Source organism: Lentzea sp. NPDC060358, assembly GCF_042725365.1.
Classification (GTDB): domain Bacteria; phylum Actinomycetota; class Actinomycetes; order Mycobacteriales; family Pseudonocardiaceae; genus Lentzea.
Genome location: NZ_JBHXCW010000013.1, coordinates 1 through 15,409 on the forward strand (window position 1 = coordinate 1; position 15,409 = coordinate 15,409).

At 71.3% G+C, this 15,409-nt stretch carries 16 protein-coding genes; 6 read left to right on the forward strand and 10 right to left on the reverse strand.

The features are described from left to right. Window positions 1-61: 61 nt before the first annotated feature. From ACFWGZ_RS04625 to ACFWGZ_RS04645, 5 genes are read right to left on the reverse strand one after another with little or no spacing between them, the layout of a single operon-like run. A complete protein-coding gene (locus ACFWGZ_RS04625; RefSeq protein WP_382450081.1) occupies window positions 62-1,012 on the reverse strand; it encodes a TIGR03557 family F420-dependent LLM class oxidoreductase in 951 nt (316 codons plus the stop codon). Then, complete coding sequence (locus ACFWGZ_RS04630) at window positions 1,009-2,766, reverse strand: thiamine pyrophosphate-requiring protein (RefSeq protein WP_382450082.1); 1,758 nt, start codon at window positions 2,764-2,766, stop codon at window positions 1,009-1,011. Before ACFWGZ_RS04630 ends, ACFWGZ_RS04625 begins: the two co-directional genes overlap by 4 nt. Continuing rightward, on the reverse strand, window positions 2,763-3,485 hold the full coding sequence (locus ACFWGZ_RS04635) for a metallophosphoesterase (protein WP_382450083.1): 723 nt from the start codon (window positions 3,483-3,485) through the stop codon (window positions 2,763-2,765). The genes ACFWGZ_RS04630 and ACFWGZ_RS04635 overlap by 4 nt, the downstream gene beginning before the upstream one ends. After that, a complete protein-coding gene (locus ACFWGZ_RS04640; RefSeq protein WP_382450084.1) occupies window positions 3,482-3,730 on the reverse strand; it encodes a BON domain-containing protein in 249 nt (82 codons plus the stop codon). The genes ACFWGZ_RS04635 and ACFWGZ_RS04640 overlap by 4 nt, the downstream gene beginning before the upstream one ends. Continuing rightward, entirely contained in the window at window positions 3,693-4,286 is a 594-nt protein-coding gene (locus ACFWGZ_RS04645; protein WP_382450085.1) for a nucleotidyltransferase family protein, read from the reverse strand. The genes ACFWGZ_RS04640 and ACFWGZ_RS04645 overlap by 38 nt, the downstream gene beginning before the upstream one ends. A gap of 834 nt (window positions 4,287-5,120) precedes the next feature. Here ACFWGZ_RS04645 and ACFWGZ_RS04650 point away from each other — a divergent pair. From ACFWGZ_RS04650 to ACFWGZ_RS04660, 3 genes are all read left to right on the forward strand, one after another. Further along, entirely contained in the window at window positions 5,121-5,348 is a 228-nt protein-coding gene (locus ACFWGZ_RS04650) for a zinc-ribbon domain-containing protein (RefSeq protein ID WP_382450086.1), read from the forward strand. Window positions 5,349-5,699: 351 nt separating this feature from the next. Next, window positions 5,700-6,383 (forward strand): SRPBCC domain-containing protein, encoded by a 684-nt coding sequence (locus ACFWGZ_RS04655; protein ID WP_382450087.1) that lies wholly within the window; start codon window positions 5,700-5,702, stop codon window positions 6,381-6,383. Continuing rightward, entirely contained in the window at window positions 6,380-7,201 is an 822-nt protein-coding gene (locus tag ACFWGZ_RS04660) for an alpha/beta fold hydrolase (RefSeq protein WP_382450088.1), read from the forward strand. Before ACFWGZ_RS04655 ends, ACFWGZ_RS04660 begins: the two co-directional genes overlap by 4 nt. Here the strand turns inward: ACFWGZ_RS04660 and ACFWGZ_RS04665 are convergent. Continuing rightward, on the reverse strand, window positions 7,111-8,316 hold the full coding sequence (locus ACFWGZ_RS04665) for an MFS transporter (protein WP_382450089.1): 1,206 nt from the start codon (window positions 8,314-8,316) through the stop codon (window positions 7,111-7,113). The two genes, ACFWGZ_RS04660 and ACFWGZ_RS04665, sit on opposite strands and share 91 nt — an antisense overlap. Window positions 8,317-8,421: 105 nt before the next feature. Further along, the gene (locus ACFWGZ_RS04670; protein WP_382450090.1) at window positions 8,422-8,820 is read right to left on the reverse strand and encodes a DUF2000 family protein; all 399 of its coding nucleotides are present in this window, start codon (window positions 8,818-8,820) and stop codon (window positions 8,422-8,424) included. Between the two features lie 49 nt (window positions 8,821-8,869). Between ACFWGZ_RS04670 and ACFWGZ_RS04675 the strand changes: the two genes are divergently transcribed. Together ACFWGZ_RS04675 and ACFWGZ_RS04680 are read left to right on the forward strand one after the other, a co-directional pair. Then, the gene (locus ACFWGZ_RS04675; protein ID WP_382450091.1) at window positions 8,870-9,631 is read left to right on the forward strand and encodes an AraC family transcriptional regulator; all 762 of its coding nucleotides are present in this window, start codon (window positions 8,870-8,872) and stop codon (window positions 9,629-9,631) included. 4 nt (window positions 9,632-9,635) lie between these two features. Then, complete coding sequence (locus ACFWGZ_RS04680) at window positions 9,636-12,233, forward strand: BTAD domain-containing putative transcriptional regulator (RefSeq protein WP_382450092.1); 2,598 nt, start codon at window positions 9,636-9,638, stop codon at window positions 12,231-12,233. Here the strand turns inward: ACFWGZ_RS04680 and ACFWGZ_RS04685 are convergent. From ACFWGZ_RS04685 to ACFWGZ_RS04695, 3 genes are read right to left on the reverse strand one after another with little or no spacing between them, the layout of a single operon-like run. Further along, window positions 12,202-13,224, reverse strand: coding sequence for an FAD-dependent monooxygenase (locus ACFWGZ_RS04685; protein ID WP_382450093.1), 1,023 nt, complete (start codon window positions 13,222-13,224; stop codon window positions 12,202-12,204). The two genes, ACFWGZ_RS04680 and ACFWGZ_RS04685, sit on opposite strands and share 32 nt — an antisense overlap. Before the next feature lie 35 nt (window positions 13,225-13,259). Next, a complete protein-coding gene (locus ACFWGZ_RS04690; protein WP_382450094.1) occupies window positions 13,260-13,862 on the reverse strand; it encodes a DUF305 domain-containing protein in 603 nt (200 codons plus the stop codon). Between the two features lie 4 nt (window positions 13,863-13,866). Then, window positions 13,867-14,625, reverse strand: coding sequence for a lytic polysaccharide monooxygenase (locus tag ACFWGZ_RS04695; protein WP_382450095.1), 759 nt, complete (start codon window positions 14,623-14,625; stop codon window positions 13,867-13,869). 361 nt (window positions 14,626-14,986) lie between these two features. Between ACFWGZ_RS04695 and ACFWGZ_RS04700 the strand changes: the two genes are divergently transcribed. Next, entirely contained in the window at window positions 14,987-15,388 is a 402-nt protein-coding gene (locus ACFWGZ_RS04700) for a hypothetical protein (RefSeq protein ID WP_382450096.1), read from the forward strand. The last annotated feature ends 21 nt before the right edge of the window (window positions 15,389-15,409 follow it).

The following is a 15,409-nucleotide window of genomic DNA, read 5'->3' on the forward strand; positions in this document are numbered from 1 at the left end:
CTCCGGTTCCGCCGCGCCTTCCCGATCGGCCCTCAGCCGATCGGCCGCCCCGCGCACAGTGCTAGACGTCCAGCAGCGGCGCCACTTCCTTGGCCCAGAACTCGAAGAACTCCCGCTGGTTCTTGCCGATCTGCTGCACGTGGACCTCGTCGAAGCCGGCGTCCGCGAACTCCCTGATCTTCTTCGCGTACTGCTCGGGATCCGGGCCGCACGGCATCGCGTCGCGGATCATCTCCGGCGTGACGAGCTCGGAGGCCTGCTCGAAGTGCCTGGGCGTCGGCAGCACCTGGGCGAGCTCGCCGGGCAGGGCGTCGTTGGGCCACAACCGGTGCGCGGTCTTCACCGCGGCCTCCTCGGTCCGGTCGTAGCAGACCTTGAGGCCGCTCTGCGCCGGTCCGCGGCCGCCCTCCGCGCGGTACTTCTCCACCAGCTCGCCGGCCGGGCCGACGCTCACGTAGCCGTCGCCGCAGCGGGCCGCGAGCTTGACCGCCTTCGGGCCGAACGCGGAGACGTAGATCGGCACCGGGCGTTCCGGCACGGTGTAGATGCGGGCGTTCTCCACGGTGTAGTGCTTGCCGTGGTGGGTGACCTCGTCGCCCTGGTGCAGCGTGCGGATGAGACCGATCGCCTCCTCCAGCATCTCCAGCCGCACGTCCGCGGACGGCCAGTGGTCGCCGAAGACGTGCTCGTTCAACGCCTCCCCGCTGCCGACGCCGAGCACGAACCGGCCCTCGGTCTGCACGGCCGCGGTCGCCGCCGCCTGCGCGATGACCGCCGGGTGGATGCGCACCGTCGGGCAGGTGACCGCCGTGGTGATCGGCAGCGTCACGGCCTCGGACAGTGCGCCGATCGTGCCCCACACGAACGGCGACTGGCCCTGCTCGTCGTTCCACGGGTGGTAGTGGTCGGAGATCCACAGCGACTCGAACCCGGTGTCCTGCGCCATCTTGGCGTGCCGGACGAGCTCGCGCGGACCGTGTTCTTCCGACGAGAGGAAGTAGCCGATTTTCACGGGAGGAACTCCTGGATCTTGGTCTTCACACCGCGGCGCAGCAGGTCCCACGCGTCGGGATCACCCCGCAGCACCGCTTCGGTCATGTCCTTGATCTGGTCGAACGTCGCGTGCGGCGGGATCGGCGGCACGTTCGGGTCGCACCGCACGTCGAGCACCGTCGAGCCGTCGAACGCGAGCGCGGTCTCCCACGCCGTGCCGAGCTGGTTCGGGTCGTTGACCTCGATGCCCTGCATGCCGATCGAGCGCGCCCAGGACGCGTACGACACGTCCGGGAGCGTCTGCGACTCCTCGAACTTGGGCGCGCCGCCCATCGCGCGCAGCTCCCACGTGACCTGGTTCAGGTCGTTGTTGTGGAAGACGCACACCACGCAGCGGATGCCGTAACGCCGCAGCGTCAGCAGTTCCGCCATGCCGTTCATCTGCATCGCGCCGTCGCCGACCAGCGCGATCAGCGGCCGGTCCGGCTGGGCGAACGCGGCGCCCAGCGCGTACGGGACGGCGCAGCCCATCGTCGCCAGCGTGCCGGACAACGACGACCGCACACCGCCGCGGATCTTGAGCAGCCGCGCGTACCAGTTCGTCGCCGAACCGGAGTCGGCGGTGACGATCGCGTTGGCGGGCAGCCGTTTCGACAGCTCGGCGACGATCCGCATCGGGTTGACGGGGTCGGCGGGCACCTGCGCCTGCCGTTCCATCACCTCCCACCAGCGCTCGACGTTCGACTCGATCGTCTCCCGCCACGAGCGGTCGTCCTTGCGCCGCAGCAACGGGATCAGCGACCGCAACGTCCCGGCCGCGTCGCCGACGAGGTTGACCTCCGTCGGGTAGCGCATGCCGATCGCACGGCCGTCGACGTCGATCTGCACGCCGCGCGCGGCGCCGAACTTGGGCAGGAACTGCGAGTACGGGAAGTTGGAGCCGACGATCAGCAGCCGGTCGCAGTCGCGCATCATCTCGTACGACGGCCGGGTGCCGAGGATGCCGATCGACCCCGTCACGTACGGCAGGTCGTCGGGCAGCACGTCCTTGCCCAGCAACGCCTTCGCGACACCCGCGCCGAGCAGGTCCGCGACCTCCCGCACCTCGGCCGCGGCCTCCCGGGCGCCCTGCCCGATGAGGATCGCGACCTTCTCGCCGGAGTTCAAGACCTCGGCCGCCCGCTCGATCTCGTCGGCGGACGGCACGACCGTCGAGGACGGGCGGGACGGCGGGCTGGACGGGATGTACTTGAACTCGTGCTTGGGCGGCTCGTACTCCTGCTCCTGCACGTCGTTCGGGATGATCAGCACGGCCGGCGCGCGGTCGGCCAGCGCCGTGCGCATCGCCCGGTCCAGCGCGTTCGGCAGCTGCTCCGGCACCGTCACGTCGACCAGGTAGGAGGCGACGTCGCGGAACAGCGAGTGCAGGTCGACCTCCTGCTGGTAGCTGCCGCCGAGCGCGGTGCGGGCGGTCTGGCCGACGATCGCGACGACCGGCACGTGGTCGAGCTTCGCGTCGTAGAGCCCGTTGAGCAGGTGGATCGCACCCGGACCGCTGGTGGCCAGGCACACGCCCACGTCACCGCTGAACTTCGCGAACCCGACGGCGGCGAACGCGGCCATCTCCTCGTGCCGCGTCTGGATGAACCTGGGGTCGTTGTCCGCCTTGCCGAACGCGGCCACGATCCCGTTGATGCCGTCGCCGGGGTAGGCGAAGACCTGTTCAACACCCCAGTCGCGCAGCCGGCCGACCAGGAAGTCGCCGACGGTCATGAGGCGTTCCCCTCCAGCACGTAGACCGTGTAGGCGGACCGGATGATGGGCTGCGCGACGTTGCGGACCCGCACGCCGCCGGGCGTCATGCCCTGCTCGGTGCCGAAGTGCGCGTGGCCGTGCACCGCGAGGTGCACACCGGTCTCGTCGATGGCCTCGCCGAGCAGGTAAGACCCGAGGAACGGGTAGATCTCCGGCGGCTCGCCGCGCAACGTGTCGGGCACCGGCGCGTAGTGCGTCAGCGCGACCTTGACGTCGGTGTCCAGTTCGGACAGCGCGCCCTTGAGGTTCTCGGCGATGTCGCAGGTGTGCTGGATGAACGCCTTCATCTCGCGCTCGCCGAACGCGCTGCCGCACTTGCCGGCGAACCCGCCGCCGAACCCCTTGACCCCGCCGATGCCGATGGAGCGACCGTTGACCCGGTGGGTGAACGTCGTGCCCTCCAGCACGTGGATGCCCTTGTCCTCCAAGGTCTTCGTGACCTCGGCAGGCTTGTCGTCCTGGTGGTCGTGGTTGCCCAGCACGGCGACGACGGGCACCGGCAGGTCGGCGAACTCGTCCGCGACGACCTCGGCCTCGACGACCGTGCCGTGCCGGGTCAGGTCGCCCGCCAGCAACAGGATGTCGGCGTGCTCGCCGACCTTCTCCAACGCCGGCCGCAGATGCCCGCGCATGTCCTCGCCGAGGTGGATGTCCCCGACCGCAGCGACTCGGATCATCGCAGGTCCTCCTCACCCTCCGGCTCGCCCGCAGGTGTCACGCGCACGTCGTTGAGGATCTTCAGCTCGGGGGCGGCCTCGTGCAGGACCTCCTCCAGAGCGGCCCGGCGGTCGGCGCACGCCACGTCGCCGGAGAGCATCACGTGGTCGCCGCGCACCGTGACCCGCACACCGAGCTCGGCGGTCCGCGGGTCCTCCGCCACCGCCCTACGCAGATTTGCCGCCAGGTACTGCTCGGATTCCATTGCTGCCCCTCCCGATGATGTCCAGGCGTTCGATGAGCAACAGGAACGCCTCGGCGTACGGGGAGTGCCGTGTCTCCTCGCGCACCTCGTCCCAGTCGATCTGCTCGCGCAGAGCACGGGCGAACGGCAACAGCTCGCTGAAGTCGCAGCGGTGCCCGTCCAGCACCAGCAGCTTGCTCGCCAGCACGAACGTCGCCGGCATGACCGGCAGCATCACCGAGCCGACGGGCATCTCCTCGGCCATCGCGAGGATCTCGTCGGTCACCGGGCGCTCGTTGGGCCGGAAGAGCAGGTCCACCAGCGAGTCGCCGTCGAAGACCTTCAGCAGCCAGTCCTCCGGCGGCTCGGCGGCGCGCAACCCGCGCTGCACGAGCACCCGCACGGCCTCCCTGGCGTCCTGCTCGCGCACGAGCAGGTCGACATCATGTTCACTCGTCGGGCCACCCCGTGCATAACCAGCACAGCCACCCGTCAGCGCGAAGGGGATCTCCGCGCTGCGCAAGGCGTTGGCGACTTTGGTCAACGTCCGCAGCAGCTCGTCCTGCACGTCGCTCATGCACTCGCGGTTACCCGGCGTGGGGCGGGGTGAACCTCACGCGGGTGGGGGATGCGGTGCGGCGTGTGGGTGACGGGGTGGGTGGGTCGGCGGGGTGAGGCGCGGCGAGGGGGCGCGGCGAGGGGGCGGGGTGGCGGGGTGGCGGGGTGGCGGAGGCGAGCTTGGCGGTTGGGCGGCAGGTCGGCGGTCGGGCAGCGGGTTGGCAGTCGGGCAGCGGGTTGGCGGGTCCGGTGTTGAGGTGGCCAACGTCGGGTGGGGACCGGCAGGAACGTGGCGGGGGTGGAGGCTGGGCAATTGAGGCCGAGGCTGAGCCGGGGGCGGTTGATGGGGTGGAGTAGCCGCTGCGGCGAGGCGCGAGACAGAGGCGGCGCCTCTCGCGCACAACGTGCCGTGCGCGAGAGGCCGAGCGTGCGCGCACGGGCGGGCGTACGCGCGAGGGCCAGCCGTGCGCGAGAGGCGCAGGCGTGCGCGAGAGGACGGGCCTGTGGGCACGGCCGGGCATTTGTGCGAGGTCCAGCCGTGCGCGAGGGGACGGGTCGTGGGCGCACAGGGTGGGCGTATGCGCGAGGGCCAGCTATGCGCGAGAGGCCGGGCGTGCGCGAGAGGCCGGGCGTGCGCGAGAGGCCGGGCGTGCGCGAGAGGCCGGGCGTGCGCGAGAGGCCGGGCGTGCGCGAGAGGCAAGGTAATGCACCGAGGCCACCCCCGCCGCTCCCCACTTCACCCTCGCCGCTCCCCTCCCGAGAGCAGCCGCGGAGCGACCCCCGTCACCCCGTTCGGCGCAACGAGACCCCCGACCCGTGCGTCAAAGAGACAAACCGACCCCTGGGAGCACACATGGTCATCTTCGGCTGGCGCACCACGATCCAGCAGCTGCGGATGGTGCAGCTGGTGTGCGGGCACTGCCACCACCAGTCGGCGCACAACCTCTTCCGGCGCTACACGAAGCCGACCATCTTCTTCATCCCGCTGTTCACCATCAGCAGCAAGTACGGGTTGCAGTGCACGTTCTGCGGCGCCTCCTACGACATCAGCAAGATGCACGCCCACCAGCTCGCCGGCTGACAGCGCCCCTCACCGGCAGGCGGCGCAGCCGGGCGCGTCCGCGTCGGTCGTCACGCGCCCGCACTCCGGGCAGACCAGCTCGAGCAAGCAGGCCGGTTCGGCCTCGGGGACGCGGCCGAGGTCCACCCGATCGTGGCCACCGCGCACAGCACCGCCACGCACAGCATCGCCGCACACAGCCTCACCGCACACAGCTTCACCATGCACAGCCTCACCATCAGCCATCCCCCGAGCCTACGACCCCACACCCAACCGACAAGTTTTTTTGTCAAGAATACGCGCACTGTCTTGACGAAGAGAATTGTCGGGAGCAGGATGAGACCATCCACCGCGGCACGAAGAGGAGAGCTGATGGGCCACGCGTTCGAGAGCACCGACGAGATCGAGGTCCCGGCCTCGGTCGAGGACGTCTGGACGGCCATCGCGACGGGGCCCGGCATCGACTCGTGGTTCATGGGCCGCAACGAGGTCGCGGACGGCCAGGTCAAGATGTCGTTCGGCGGGTACGGGCCGACGTGCGGGATCACGGCGTCGCAGGAGCCGACCCACTTCGCCTACGACACCGGCAAGGCGCCCGACGGGCGGTTCGTCGCCTACGAGTTCCTCGTCGAGGGGCGGGAGAACGCCTCCACCGTGCTGCGGATGGTCACCAGCGGCTTCCTGCCCGGTGACGACTGGGCCGACGAGTTCGAGGCCATGACGCTGGGCGGTGCGCTCTTCCACGGCACGCTGGCCGAGTACCTCACGCACTTCGCCGGGCGCACCGCGCGGCCGCTCACGGTTTTCGGGCCGGTGGTCGGCGACTGGGACGTGGCCTGGAAGAAGCTCGACGCGGCGATCGCCGCGAGGCTGCCCGACGCCGTCGAGTACCACCGCAACGCCCACACGCTCGGCCTGCGCACGCGCACTGGTCTCTACCGCTTCATGCGCGGGTTCACCGGGCCGATGATCGCCGCGCACCACGTCTTCGAGGGCGACGAGTCCGAGCAGGACTGGCAGAGCTTCCTCGACACCACCCTGGGAGAGCAGAAATGACCCGCTTCGCCACCTCCGCCGACGGCACGGAGATCGCGTACTCGACCACCGGTTCCGGGCCCGCGCTGGTGCTCGTGGACGGCGCGATGTGCCACCGGATGTTCGGGCCGTCCACCGAGCTCGCCTCGGTGCTGGACAAGGACTTCACCGTCCACACCTACGACCGGCGCGGGCGCGGGGAGACCGGGGACGGTGCGTCGCCGTGGTCGGTCGAGCGCGAGGTCGAGGACGTCGACGCGGTCATCAAGGCGGCCGGGGGCAGCGCGTTCGTCTTCGGCGTGTCGTCGGGCGCCGTGCTCGCGATGGAGGCGGCCTCGCGGCTGGCGGGCATCAGCGCGCTCGCGCTGTACGAGGCGCCGTTCGTCGTGGACGGCACCTACCGGCCGCGGCCGGCGGACATCGTGCAGCAGATGAACGCCATGCTCGCCCGCGGCGACCGGTCCGGGATGATCTCGACGTTCATGAAGATGGTCGGCGTGCCGGCCTTCGGCCTCGCGATCATGAAGCTGACGCCGGTGTGGAAGAAGCTGAAGCCGGTCGCGCACACGCTGCCGTGGGACCTCGCGATCCTCGGCGACGACGGCCGGGGCGAGAAGCTGCCGGCCGGCCGCTGGGCGGTGAAGGTGCCGACGCTCGCGATGGACGGCGGCAAGTCGCCGGAGTACCTCCGCAACGCCATGCGCAACGTCGCGGAGGTGCTGGGCGCGGACCACAAGACGCTGCCGGGTCAGACGCACATGTACAAGTCGTCGGTCGTGGCGCCGGAACTGGTGGAGTTCTTCTCGCGGGCCCAGCGCACCGCGGGTCCCATCGCGTAGCCGGCCACGACGAACAGTCCGCCGACCACGAGCCACCCGGCCGGGCCCCACCCCAGGACGACCGTGGTGAGCAGGGCGGGGCCGACCATCCGGGCGACGGCGGTTCCGGTCGCGAAGAAGCCCTGGTACTGGCCCTGCCGGTCGGCGGGCGCGAGGGAGAAGCTGATCTCCCACGCGCCGGAGGCGAGCATCATCTCGCCGAGCACCTGCAGCGCGGCGGCCGCGACCAGCAGCGCCGCCGCGGGCCAGGCGCCGAAGCGGAACGCCGTCACTGCGAACACCGCGCAGGACGCGAGCAGGACCAGTCCGGCGTGCCGCACGAGCCGGGAGGCGGACCCCAGACCGGTCGCGCGCCGGGCGATCCGCACCTGGAACAGCACGACGGCCGCGGTGTTGAGCACCAGCAACGCGGCCGCGAGCCACGTCGGCGCCTCGGTGCGCTGCACGATCCACAGCGGGATGATCAGGCTCAGCAGCGGCATGTAGAGCAGCATCACGGCGTTGATGAGCGTGATCAGCGCGTACGGCTTGTCCTTGAGCACGTCGAACTTGCCCTTGGCCCTGGTCATCACGGTCTCCGGCAACGTCATGAGGACGCCCGCCGCCGCGAGGAAGCAGAGCGCGTCGAGCACGAACACGGCCGTGTACGCGACCTCGGTGCCGAGGTGCAGCGCGAACCCGCCCGCAGCCGCGCCGATCGCGATGCCCGCGTTCGCCGTCGACTGGATGCGCGCACGGGCCTGCGTGCGTTCCTCCGGTGTGGTGAGGCCGGCGAGCAGGGCCTGCCGCGAGGCCTGCAGCCCGCTCTGGAAGCTCGCGTAGAGGCACATGACCACCACGAACGCCGCGAAGCTCCTGGTGCACAGCAGCACGCCGATGCTCGCGGCGGTCGCGGCCGCGAGCACGACGGCGGTGGTGCGCGGGCCCCAGCGGTCGGCGAGGTGCCCCAGCGCGACCCCGGCGACCGCGCCGACGCCCCACGCGAGGGTCAGCGCGAGACCGACCCGTGCGGCGCTCAGCCCGACGACCTGGGTGAAGTACAACGCCGAGACGACGAGGAAGCCGCCGTCGCCGATCGAGTTCGTGAGCTGCGCGTACGCGAGTCGCCTGGTCATGGCTACGACCGTAGGACGGCGATTGGCCCTGGTCGTGGGACAAGAACGCGCTCATTCTCTGGGCCAATTTCGTGCCGGCCCGATGAACACGTCGACAGGACTTCGTCACGGGTGCATGCGGGCGCCCTTGAGGATCTTGTCGACGGCGTTCTTCTGGCCGTGGACGGCGATGCCGACCAGGTCGAGGTCCCGGGTGTGCACCTTGCGGACGGCGGCGCGGTTGTCCTCGTCGTTGCCGGTGGCGAAGAGGTCGGCGGTGAAGACCGTCATCGGCTGGTCGCGGTTCAGCGCCCGCTCGTGGGCCTTCTTGAGCAGCTCCGCGTCGCCCTGCAGGACCACGACGGGCTGGCCGAACATGGCGAGGTACCGCACGTCGTCGGCGTCGATGTAGGGCTCGCCGCGCAGCGTCTCCGGGAGGCCGCTGACGAGGAAGGCGGTCACGTTCAGCGCCTGCCAGCCGGCCAGGTCGTCCCGCAGCAGCACAGCGATCTTGGTGTCGAACATGGACCCACGATCGCTGCGGGGCCGTGGTCGCGTCTTGTACGTTCCTGACATGTCCGTCGCGGCCTGGAAGCCGGCGGTGGAAGGCATCAAGGAGGTCTTCCACGCCTCCTTCACCACGCACGTCTACCCCGCGCACACGCACGACGCGTGGACGTTGATGCTGCTCGACACGGGTGCGGTGCGCTACGAGCTGGACCGGCACGAGCACGGCGCGCTGGTCGACGGCGTCACGCTGCTGCCGCCGCACGTCCCGCACGACGGCCGGTCCGCGCACCCCGCCGGGTTCCACAAGCGGGTGCTGTACCTGGACGACTCGGTGCTGCCGCCGGACCTGGTCGGCAGGGCCGTGGACACGCCGATGCTCGTCGACCCGCTGCTGCGCGGGCGGGTGCACCAGCTGCACCTGGCGCTGGACGAGCCGTTCGAGGCGGCGAGCCGGCTGGCGTTGATCACCGAGCGCCTCACGCACCACCTCGCGGGCACCGAGGCGGCCCGGCACGCCGACCCGACGCTCGCCGACCGGCTGCGCCAGCTCCTGGACGCGTCGCTGCCGGACGGGATCACGCTGTCCGCGGCCGCGCAGGAGCTCCAGACCAGCCCGACGCACCTGGTGCGGGCGTTCAGCCGCCGGTTCGGGCTGCCGCCGCACCGGTACCTGACCGGGCGCCGGGTCGACCTCGCGCGCGGGTTCCTCGTGCAGGGGCGGTCGGCGGCCGAGGCGGCGGTGCTGGCCGGGTTCCACGACCAGTCGCACCTCACGCGCCATTTTCGCCGTGTGCTGGGTACGAGTCCCGGCAGGTTCGTACGCTGACAGCGTGCACGTCGGCATCCTCGGGCCCGTTGAGGCGCATTCCCCGGACGGCAAGATCGCGATCGGCGGTCCGCGTCCGCGCACGCTGCTGGCGCTGCTCGCGCTGCGGGTCGGCGAGATCGTCCCGCTCGACCGGCTGGTCGACGAGCTCTACGGCGACGACCCGCCCGCCGACGCCGCGAACGCGTTGCAGGGCCAGGTGTCGCGGCTGCGCCGGGCGCTCGGCGGCGCCGGCCTGGTCGAGTTCCACCCCGCCGGGTACCGCCTGGCGCTGGCCCCGGAGCAGGTCGACGCGCACCGGTTCGCCGCGCTCGCGGCCGACGGGCAGCAGGCGCTGGAACGGGGTGACGCGCAGACCGCGGAATCCCTGCTGTCCGAAGCGCTCGGGCTCTGGCGGGGCCCGGCGCTCGCCGACGTTCCCGCGGCGGGCCACGCGACGCGGCTCGAACAGCAGCGGTCCGCCGCCACGAACTCGTTGGTGGCGGCCAGGACCCGGCTCGGCAAGGCCGACGTGCGGGAAGTCCAGGAGCTCGTACGGCAGCACCCGCTGGACGAACGGCTGCGTGGCTACCTCATGCAGGCGCTGCACCAGGACGGCCGCCAGGCCGAGGCGTTGCAGGCGTTCGAGGACGCCCGCGCGCTGCTCGCCGACGAGCTCGGCGTCGACCCGTCCCCCGAGCTGCGGGCGATCCACGTCCGCATCCTGCGCGGGCAGACCCACCGCGAACTGCCCGCCCAGCTCACGAGTTTCGTCGGCAGGCAGGAGGAGCTCGCGCGGATCAAGGCGCTCGAGTCGCGGCTCGTCACGCTCACCGGTCCCGGTGGCGCCGGGAAGACCCGGCTCGCGCTGCAGGCCGCTCCCCCGACCGCGGTCTTCGTGGACCTGGCGCCGGTCAGGGACGTCGCGGCCGCGACGCTGCAGGCGTTGGGGCTCAAGGAGACCGTGCTCGAACCGGAGGACCGGCTCACGCTCGCGCTGCGCGAACGGGACGCGACGCTGATCCTCGACAACTGCGAGCACGTGGTCGTCCAGGCCGCGCGGCTGGCCCAGCACCTGCTCAGCACGTGCCCGTCGCTGCGCATCCTCGCCACGAGCCGCGAACCGCTGGGCATCACCGGCGAGACGCTGTGCCCGGTGCCGCCGCTGGAGCCCGAGCAGAGCGCGGCGCTGTTCACCGACCGCGCGCGGCTGGTGAACCCGAACTTCGTGCGGGACGAGCAGACCGCCGACATCTGCCGCGAGCTCGACGGCCTGCCGCTCGCGATCGAGCTCGCCGCCGCCCGCACGCGGTCGTTGACGACGAAGGAGATCGCGGACCGGCTCAGCGACCGCTTCCGGTTGCTCACCAAGGGAAACCGCGCCGCGGCGCCGCGCCACCAGACGCTGCGCGCGGTCGTGGAGTGGAGCTGGGACCTGCTCTCCGACGAGGAGCGCGACCTCGCCGCCTGCCTCGCCACGTTCAGCGGCGGCGCGACGCTGGAGGCCGTGGAACAGGTCTGCGGCCACGACCTCGAGGTGCTGGACGCGCTGGTGGACAAGTCGCTGGTCGAGGCGGTCGACGGCCGCTACCGGATGCTGGAGACCATCCGCGAGTTCTGCTCGCGGCACAAGCGCGTCGACGCCGAGCACGCCGCATACTTCCACGAGCTGGCCCGGCTCGCGGACCCCGAGCTGCGCCGGCGCGACCAGGTCGAGTGGTTCGCGCGGATGACCGCCGAGCACGCGAACCTGCTGCAGGCCGTCGAGTGGACCACCGCTCACGAACCGGATCGCGCGCTGCGGCTGGTCCGCGACCTCGCGTGGTACTGGTACATCAAGGGCAGCCGCACGGAGGTCCGCGGGCTGGCGCGGACGCTGCTCGACCGGGTGCCGGAGGAGTCCACCGAGGAGTACACCGTCCTGGTGGCGCTGGCCGCCCCGGAACGCGTGCGGGAGCGGTTCGTCGAGCTGCGCGGCCCGATCACCCAGCCGTTCGTGCTCATCGCGTGGGCGATGATGTCCGGCCCGCCCGACCCGTCCGCACCGCGCACGCCGTTGCAGGAGGAGGTCGAGAGCAGCGACGACCCGTGGGTCCAGGGCTTGATCGCCTTCAGCAACTCCTACACCGGCTGGACCGTGCGCGGCGACCGCGAGCTCGCGATCGAGCAGTCGCGCGCGGCGCTGCGGCAGTTCCAGGACCTCGGCGAGCGGTGGGGCGCGGCCCAGGTCCTCGACGTGCTCGCCACGCTGACCGAGGACCCGCACGAGGCCCTGGCGCTCACCGACGAGGCCCTGCGGGTCGTGGCCGAGCTGGGGGCGCGGGAGGAGCTCGCCGAGCTGCGCGGCCGGCGCGCCGACCGGTTGCTCGACCTCGACCCCGTCCAGGCCGAACGCGAGTACCACCAGGCGCTGGACCTGGCGACGCACGCGGGTCTCGCCGCCACCAGGGCGCTCGCGAAGACCGGTCTGGCGAGGCTCGCCCAGCGCCGGGGCGATCCGGCGCGCGCCGAGCTCCTGCTGCGCGAGGCACAGCGGGAGCTCGGGCACGGGTGGATGCACGCGGCGGCGCTGCGGCAGGTGGACGAGGTGCTCAGCGAGCTGGGGCGTAGTCGGGGAGCTTGATCGCGGTCGCCGCCTTCAGGTCCATCCGCGCGGCCGGCGGCATCTTCGGCAGCAGCCCGAACAACCGGTCCCGCGCCCACATGCCGAGCCGGGTGCCGGGCGCGAGGAACCGCCCCGGGTTGCCCTGGCCGCCCCGCGCGTACGGGCCGATCAGGGCCTCGTAGCGGGCGAACGCGTCCCCGCCCGCCGCCATCTCGCCCGCGAGCACGTAGGCGGAGACGACCGCGAGGCCGGTGCCCATGCCGCCGAGGGTGGACCCGAACCCGGCGTCGCCGATCAGCGTGACGCGGCCGGAGCTGACCGTCGGCATGCGGACCTGGCTGATCGAGTCGAAGTAGACGCCCGGCGCGAAGAGCGACTCCGGCACGAGCTCCGGCGGCACCGCCGACCTGAACATCAGCCAGCCGGGAGCGGAGAGCACACCGGGCGAGCACGTCAGGTCGTGGTCGTCGCCCTCGGTGTCCCAGATCGCGAAGTAGTAGCCCTGGAACCGCGGCCGGTATCCGGGGAAGACCAGGCGCCGCACGCCGGACCGCATCCCGTCGGCGCCGACGACGAAGTCGAACCGCCGCGAGGGGCCGCGCGCGAACGTGACGTCCACGCCGTCGCCGTCGTCGTGCAGGGAGGTGATCCAGTCGCCGAACACGTACTCGGTCTCGCCGGCGGTCCGTTCGTACAGCAACCGCGAGAGGTCGCCGCGGCGGATCTCCACCTCGCCCGCGGTGAACGAGCCGGGCAGCCGCGCGCGTTCGCGGCCGTCGAGACCGCGGAACACCATGTCCCGCGGTGTCGTCCGCGCGGCTTTCACCGCGTCGAGGACACCCATCCGCCTCAGCACGGACAGGTGCGCCTCGCCGCGGAAGTCCACGGCCTGGCCGCCGGCGCGCAGCGACGGCGCCCGTTCCACCACGACGGGTGAGAAGCCGAAGTGCCGCAACCAGTGCGCGAGCGCGGGGCCGGCGATCCCCGCGCCCGAGATCAGAACGTCCATGCGGGACAGGGTCCGCGTGGCCGCTGACCACACGCCTACGACTGGCTGATGATCTTCAACATCTGCTGGATCTGGCCCTGGCGGGAGTTGGTCACGCGCTCGGCGTAGGCCGTCGCCTCCGGGTTCATGCCGTCCTTCTTCTCGGTCAGCGACATCTCCACGGCAGCGCCCTGGTGTCCCGTCATGAGGTTGAGGAAGGAGGCGTCGAACTCGGCGCCGCTCTTGTTCTTGGTCTCGTCGATGACCTTCGCGTCGAGCAACGGCTCACCGCCGTGGGCGGTGTGCAGGCTCGCGCCGTCACCCTCCGGCTTGTCCCAGAGCTTGAGCCACGACTTGAGCGTCGAGAGCTCCTCGCGCTGGGTCGCGTCGATCGCGCTCGCGAGGTCCTTGGCCTCCTGCCGCGTGGCCTTCGCCATCCCCAGCTGGGAGAGGCTGATGCCGAGCTGCAGGTGGTCCACCATCATCTGGACGTACATCACGTCCGCGTCGTTGAACCTCGCGCTGCCGGCGGGTGCAGGTGGTGCAGTGGGGGACGCACCGTGTCCGTGGGCCTCCTGGCCCGCCGGAACGACCGCCTCCCCACCGCACCCCGCCAGCGCCAGGACCGCGACTACGGCCACGACCACAAGGCGCTTCATCGGATCAGACCCGCTCCCAAAGAGCCGGCACGTTCGGCGGCTCCCACCCGGTCAGCGAGGTGTGGCCCTGGCGGCACCGGTAGTTGGCGCCGCCGTAGCTGACCTGCGCACCCGTCGCGTACGAGACGTTCGCGGACCACGAGCCGCCGGCCGGGGGCTGCGTCGGCTGGTTGGTCGTGGTGGTCGGCGGGTTGGTGGTGGTCGTCGTCGGGGGCTTCGGCGTCGTGGTGGTGGGAGGAGGCGTGGCACCGCCGCCGTTGATGTTGACGTCGATGCAGGAGTAGAACGCGTTGCCCGTGTCGGCGATGTTCCAGATCGCGAAGATCTTCTGCCGGCCGGAGAACCCGCTCAGGTTGATGGTGTGCCGCGTCCCGTCGACCGGGGCGGCGTTGCCGCCGTCGACGAAGCCGACGCGCGTGCCGTTGATGAAGTACTCGTAGTTGCTCGTCTTGTGGCGGGCCGTGAAGGTCCAGCCGATGCTCAGGCTGGTGCCGGTGTTGGTGGCCTGCCAGGCCTTGTTGTCGTCGTTCAGCTCGTCGAAGTCGCCGCGAGCGCCGTTGCAGTTCATCATGCCCTTGGGGCCTTCGGAGCTCTGCGGCTCCCAGGTGGGCGCACCGCAGGGAACGGTCTTGAGCGCGCACTGGGCCGACCGGCTCGGCGGCGAGGACACGTAGCCGTGCGCACTCGCGGACCCGACGGGCGTGATGAGGACGATGGCAGGGACAGCGGCCATGACCAGCGCCGCTTTACGGGTGAATTTCATTATTCCGAACTCCTCGGATCGTTCCCGGACAGGGGGGATCCCGTAGGCAGGGGGCGGGAACCGGGAGCGTGCTCTGCACCGCTCGCCGATCCAGTGTCGGTTTGGTCTAGACCATAAACCGGTGCCGGGAAAGTGGTCAAGTGACCACTTCCGCGGACAAAATCATTGTGCAACACCAAGTCCACTGCGAACACTGGTACTACCCGTGCCCCGTTCGGCCTACCGGTGCAGCCCGGTCGGCCCACCGGTAGGACCACCGCGAAGTGGGTAACCCAGGGCCATGCGCGATTTCGACGAGCCCAGCAGGGCAGCCGGTCCGGGCGTCGTGGCGGACGGACCCGCAGGTGCGCCAACGGTCCTCGTGATCGATCCAGCGGGAGGCGCCCCGCACGACGGGATCCCCGCGACCTGGCGCGACCTGACCGACCGGCTGCGCGTGGTGTGGCTGCGCGTTCCCGCGGCGCCGGGCTGGCAGTCCACAGTGGATGCCGTGCTGACCAAGCACAGCCACGAGGAACACCCGGTCCTCGACGTGGTCTCGAGCGGCCCGATCGCGGCGGACGTCCTGGAGCTGGTCCGCCGGCACGAGGACCTGGTCCGCTCGGTCCTGCTGGTCGACCCCGAGGTGCCGGTGGACGCCCCCTTCGCCCGCGCGGTGGTCCGCAGCGACGGCTCCGCGGACGACCGCGTCCCGCCACCACTCCCGCTGGGCCACCCGGACGTGGTGTTCCACGTGGTCGAGGCGCTGAACGCCTTCGAGTGAGCACCACTCCGCGCCGGTCCG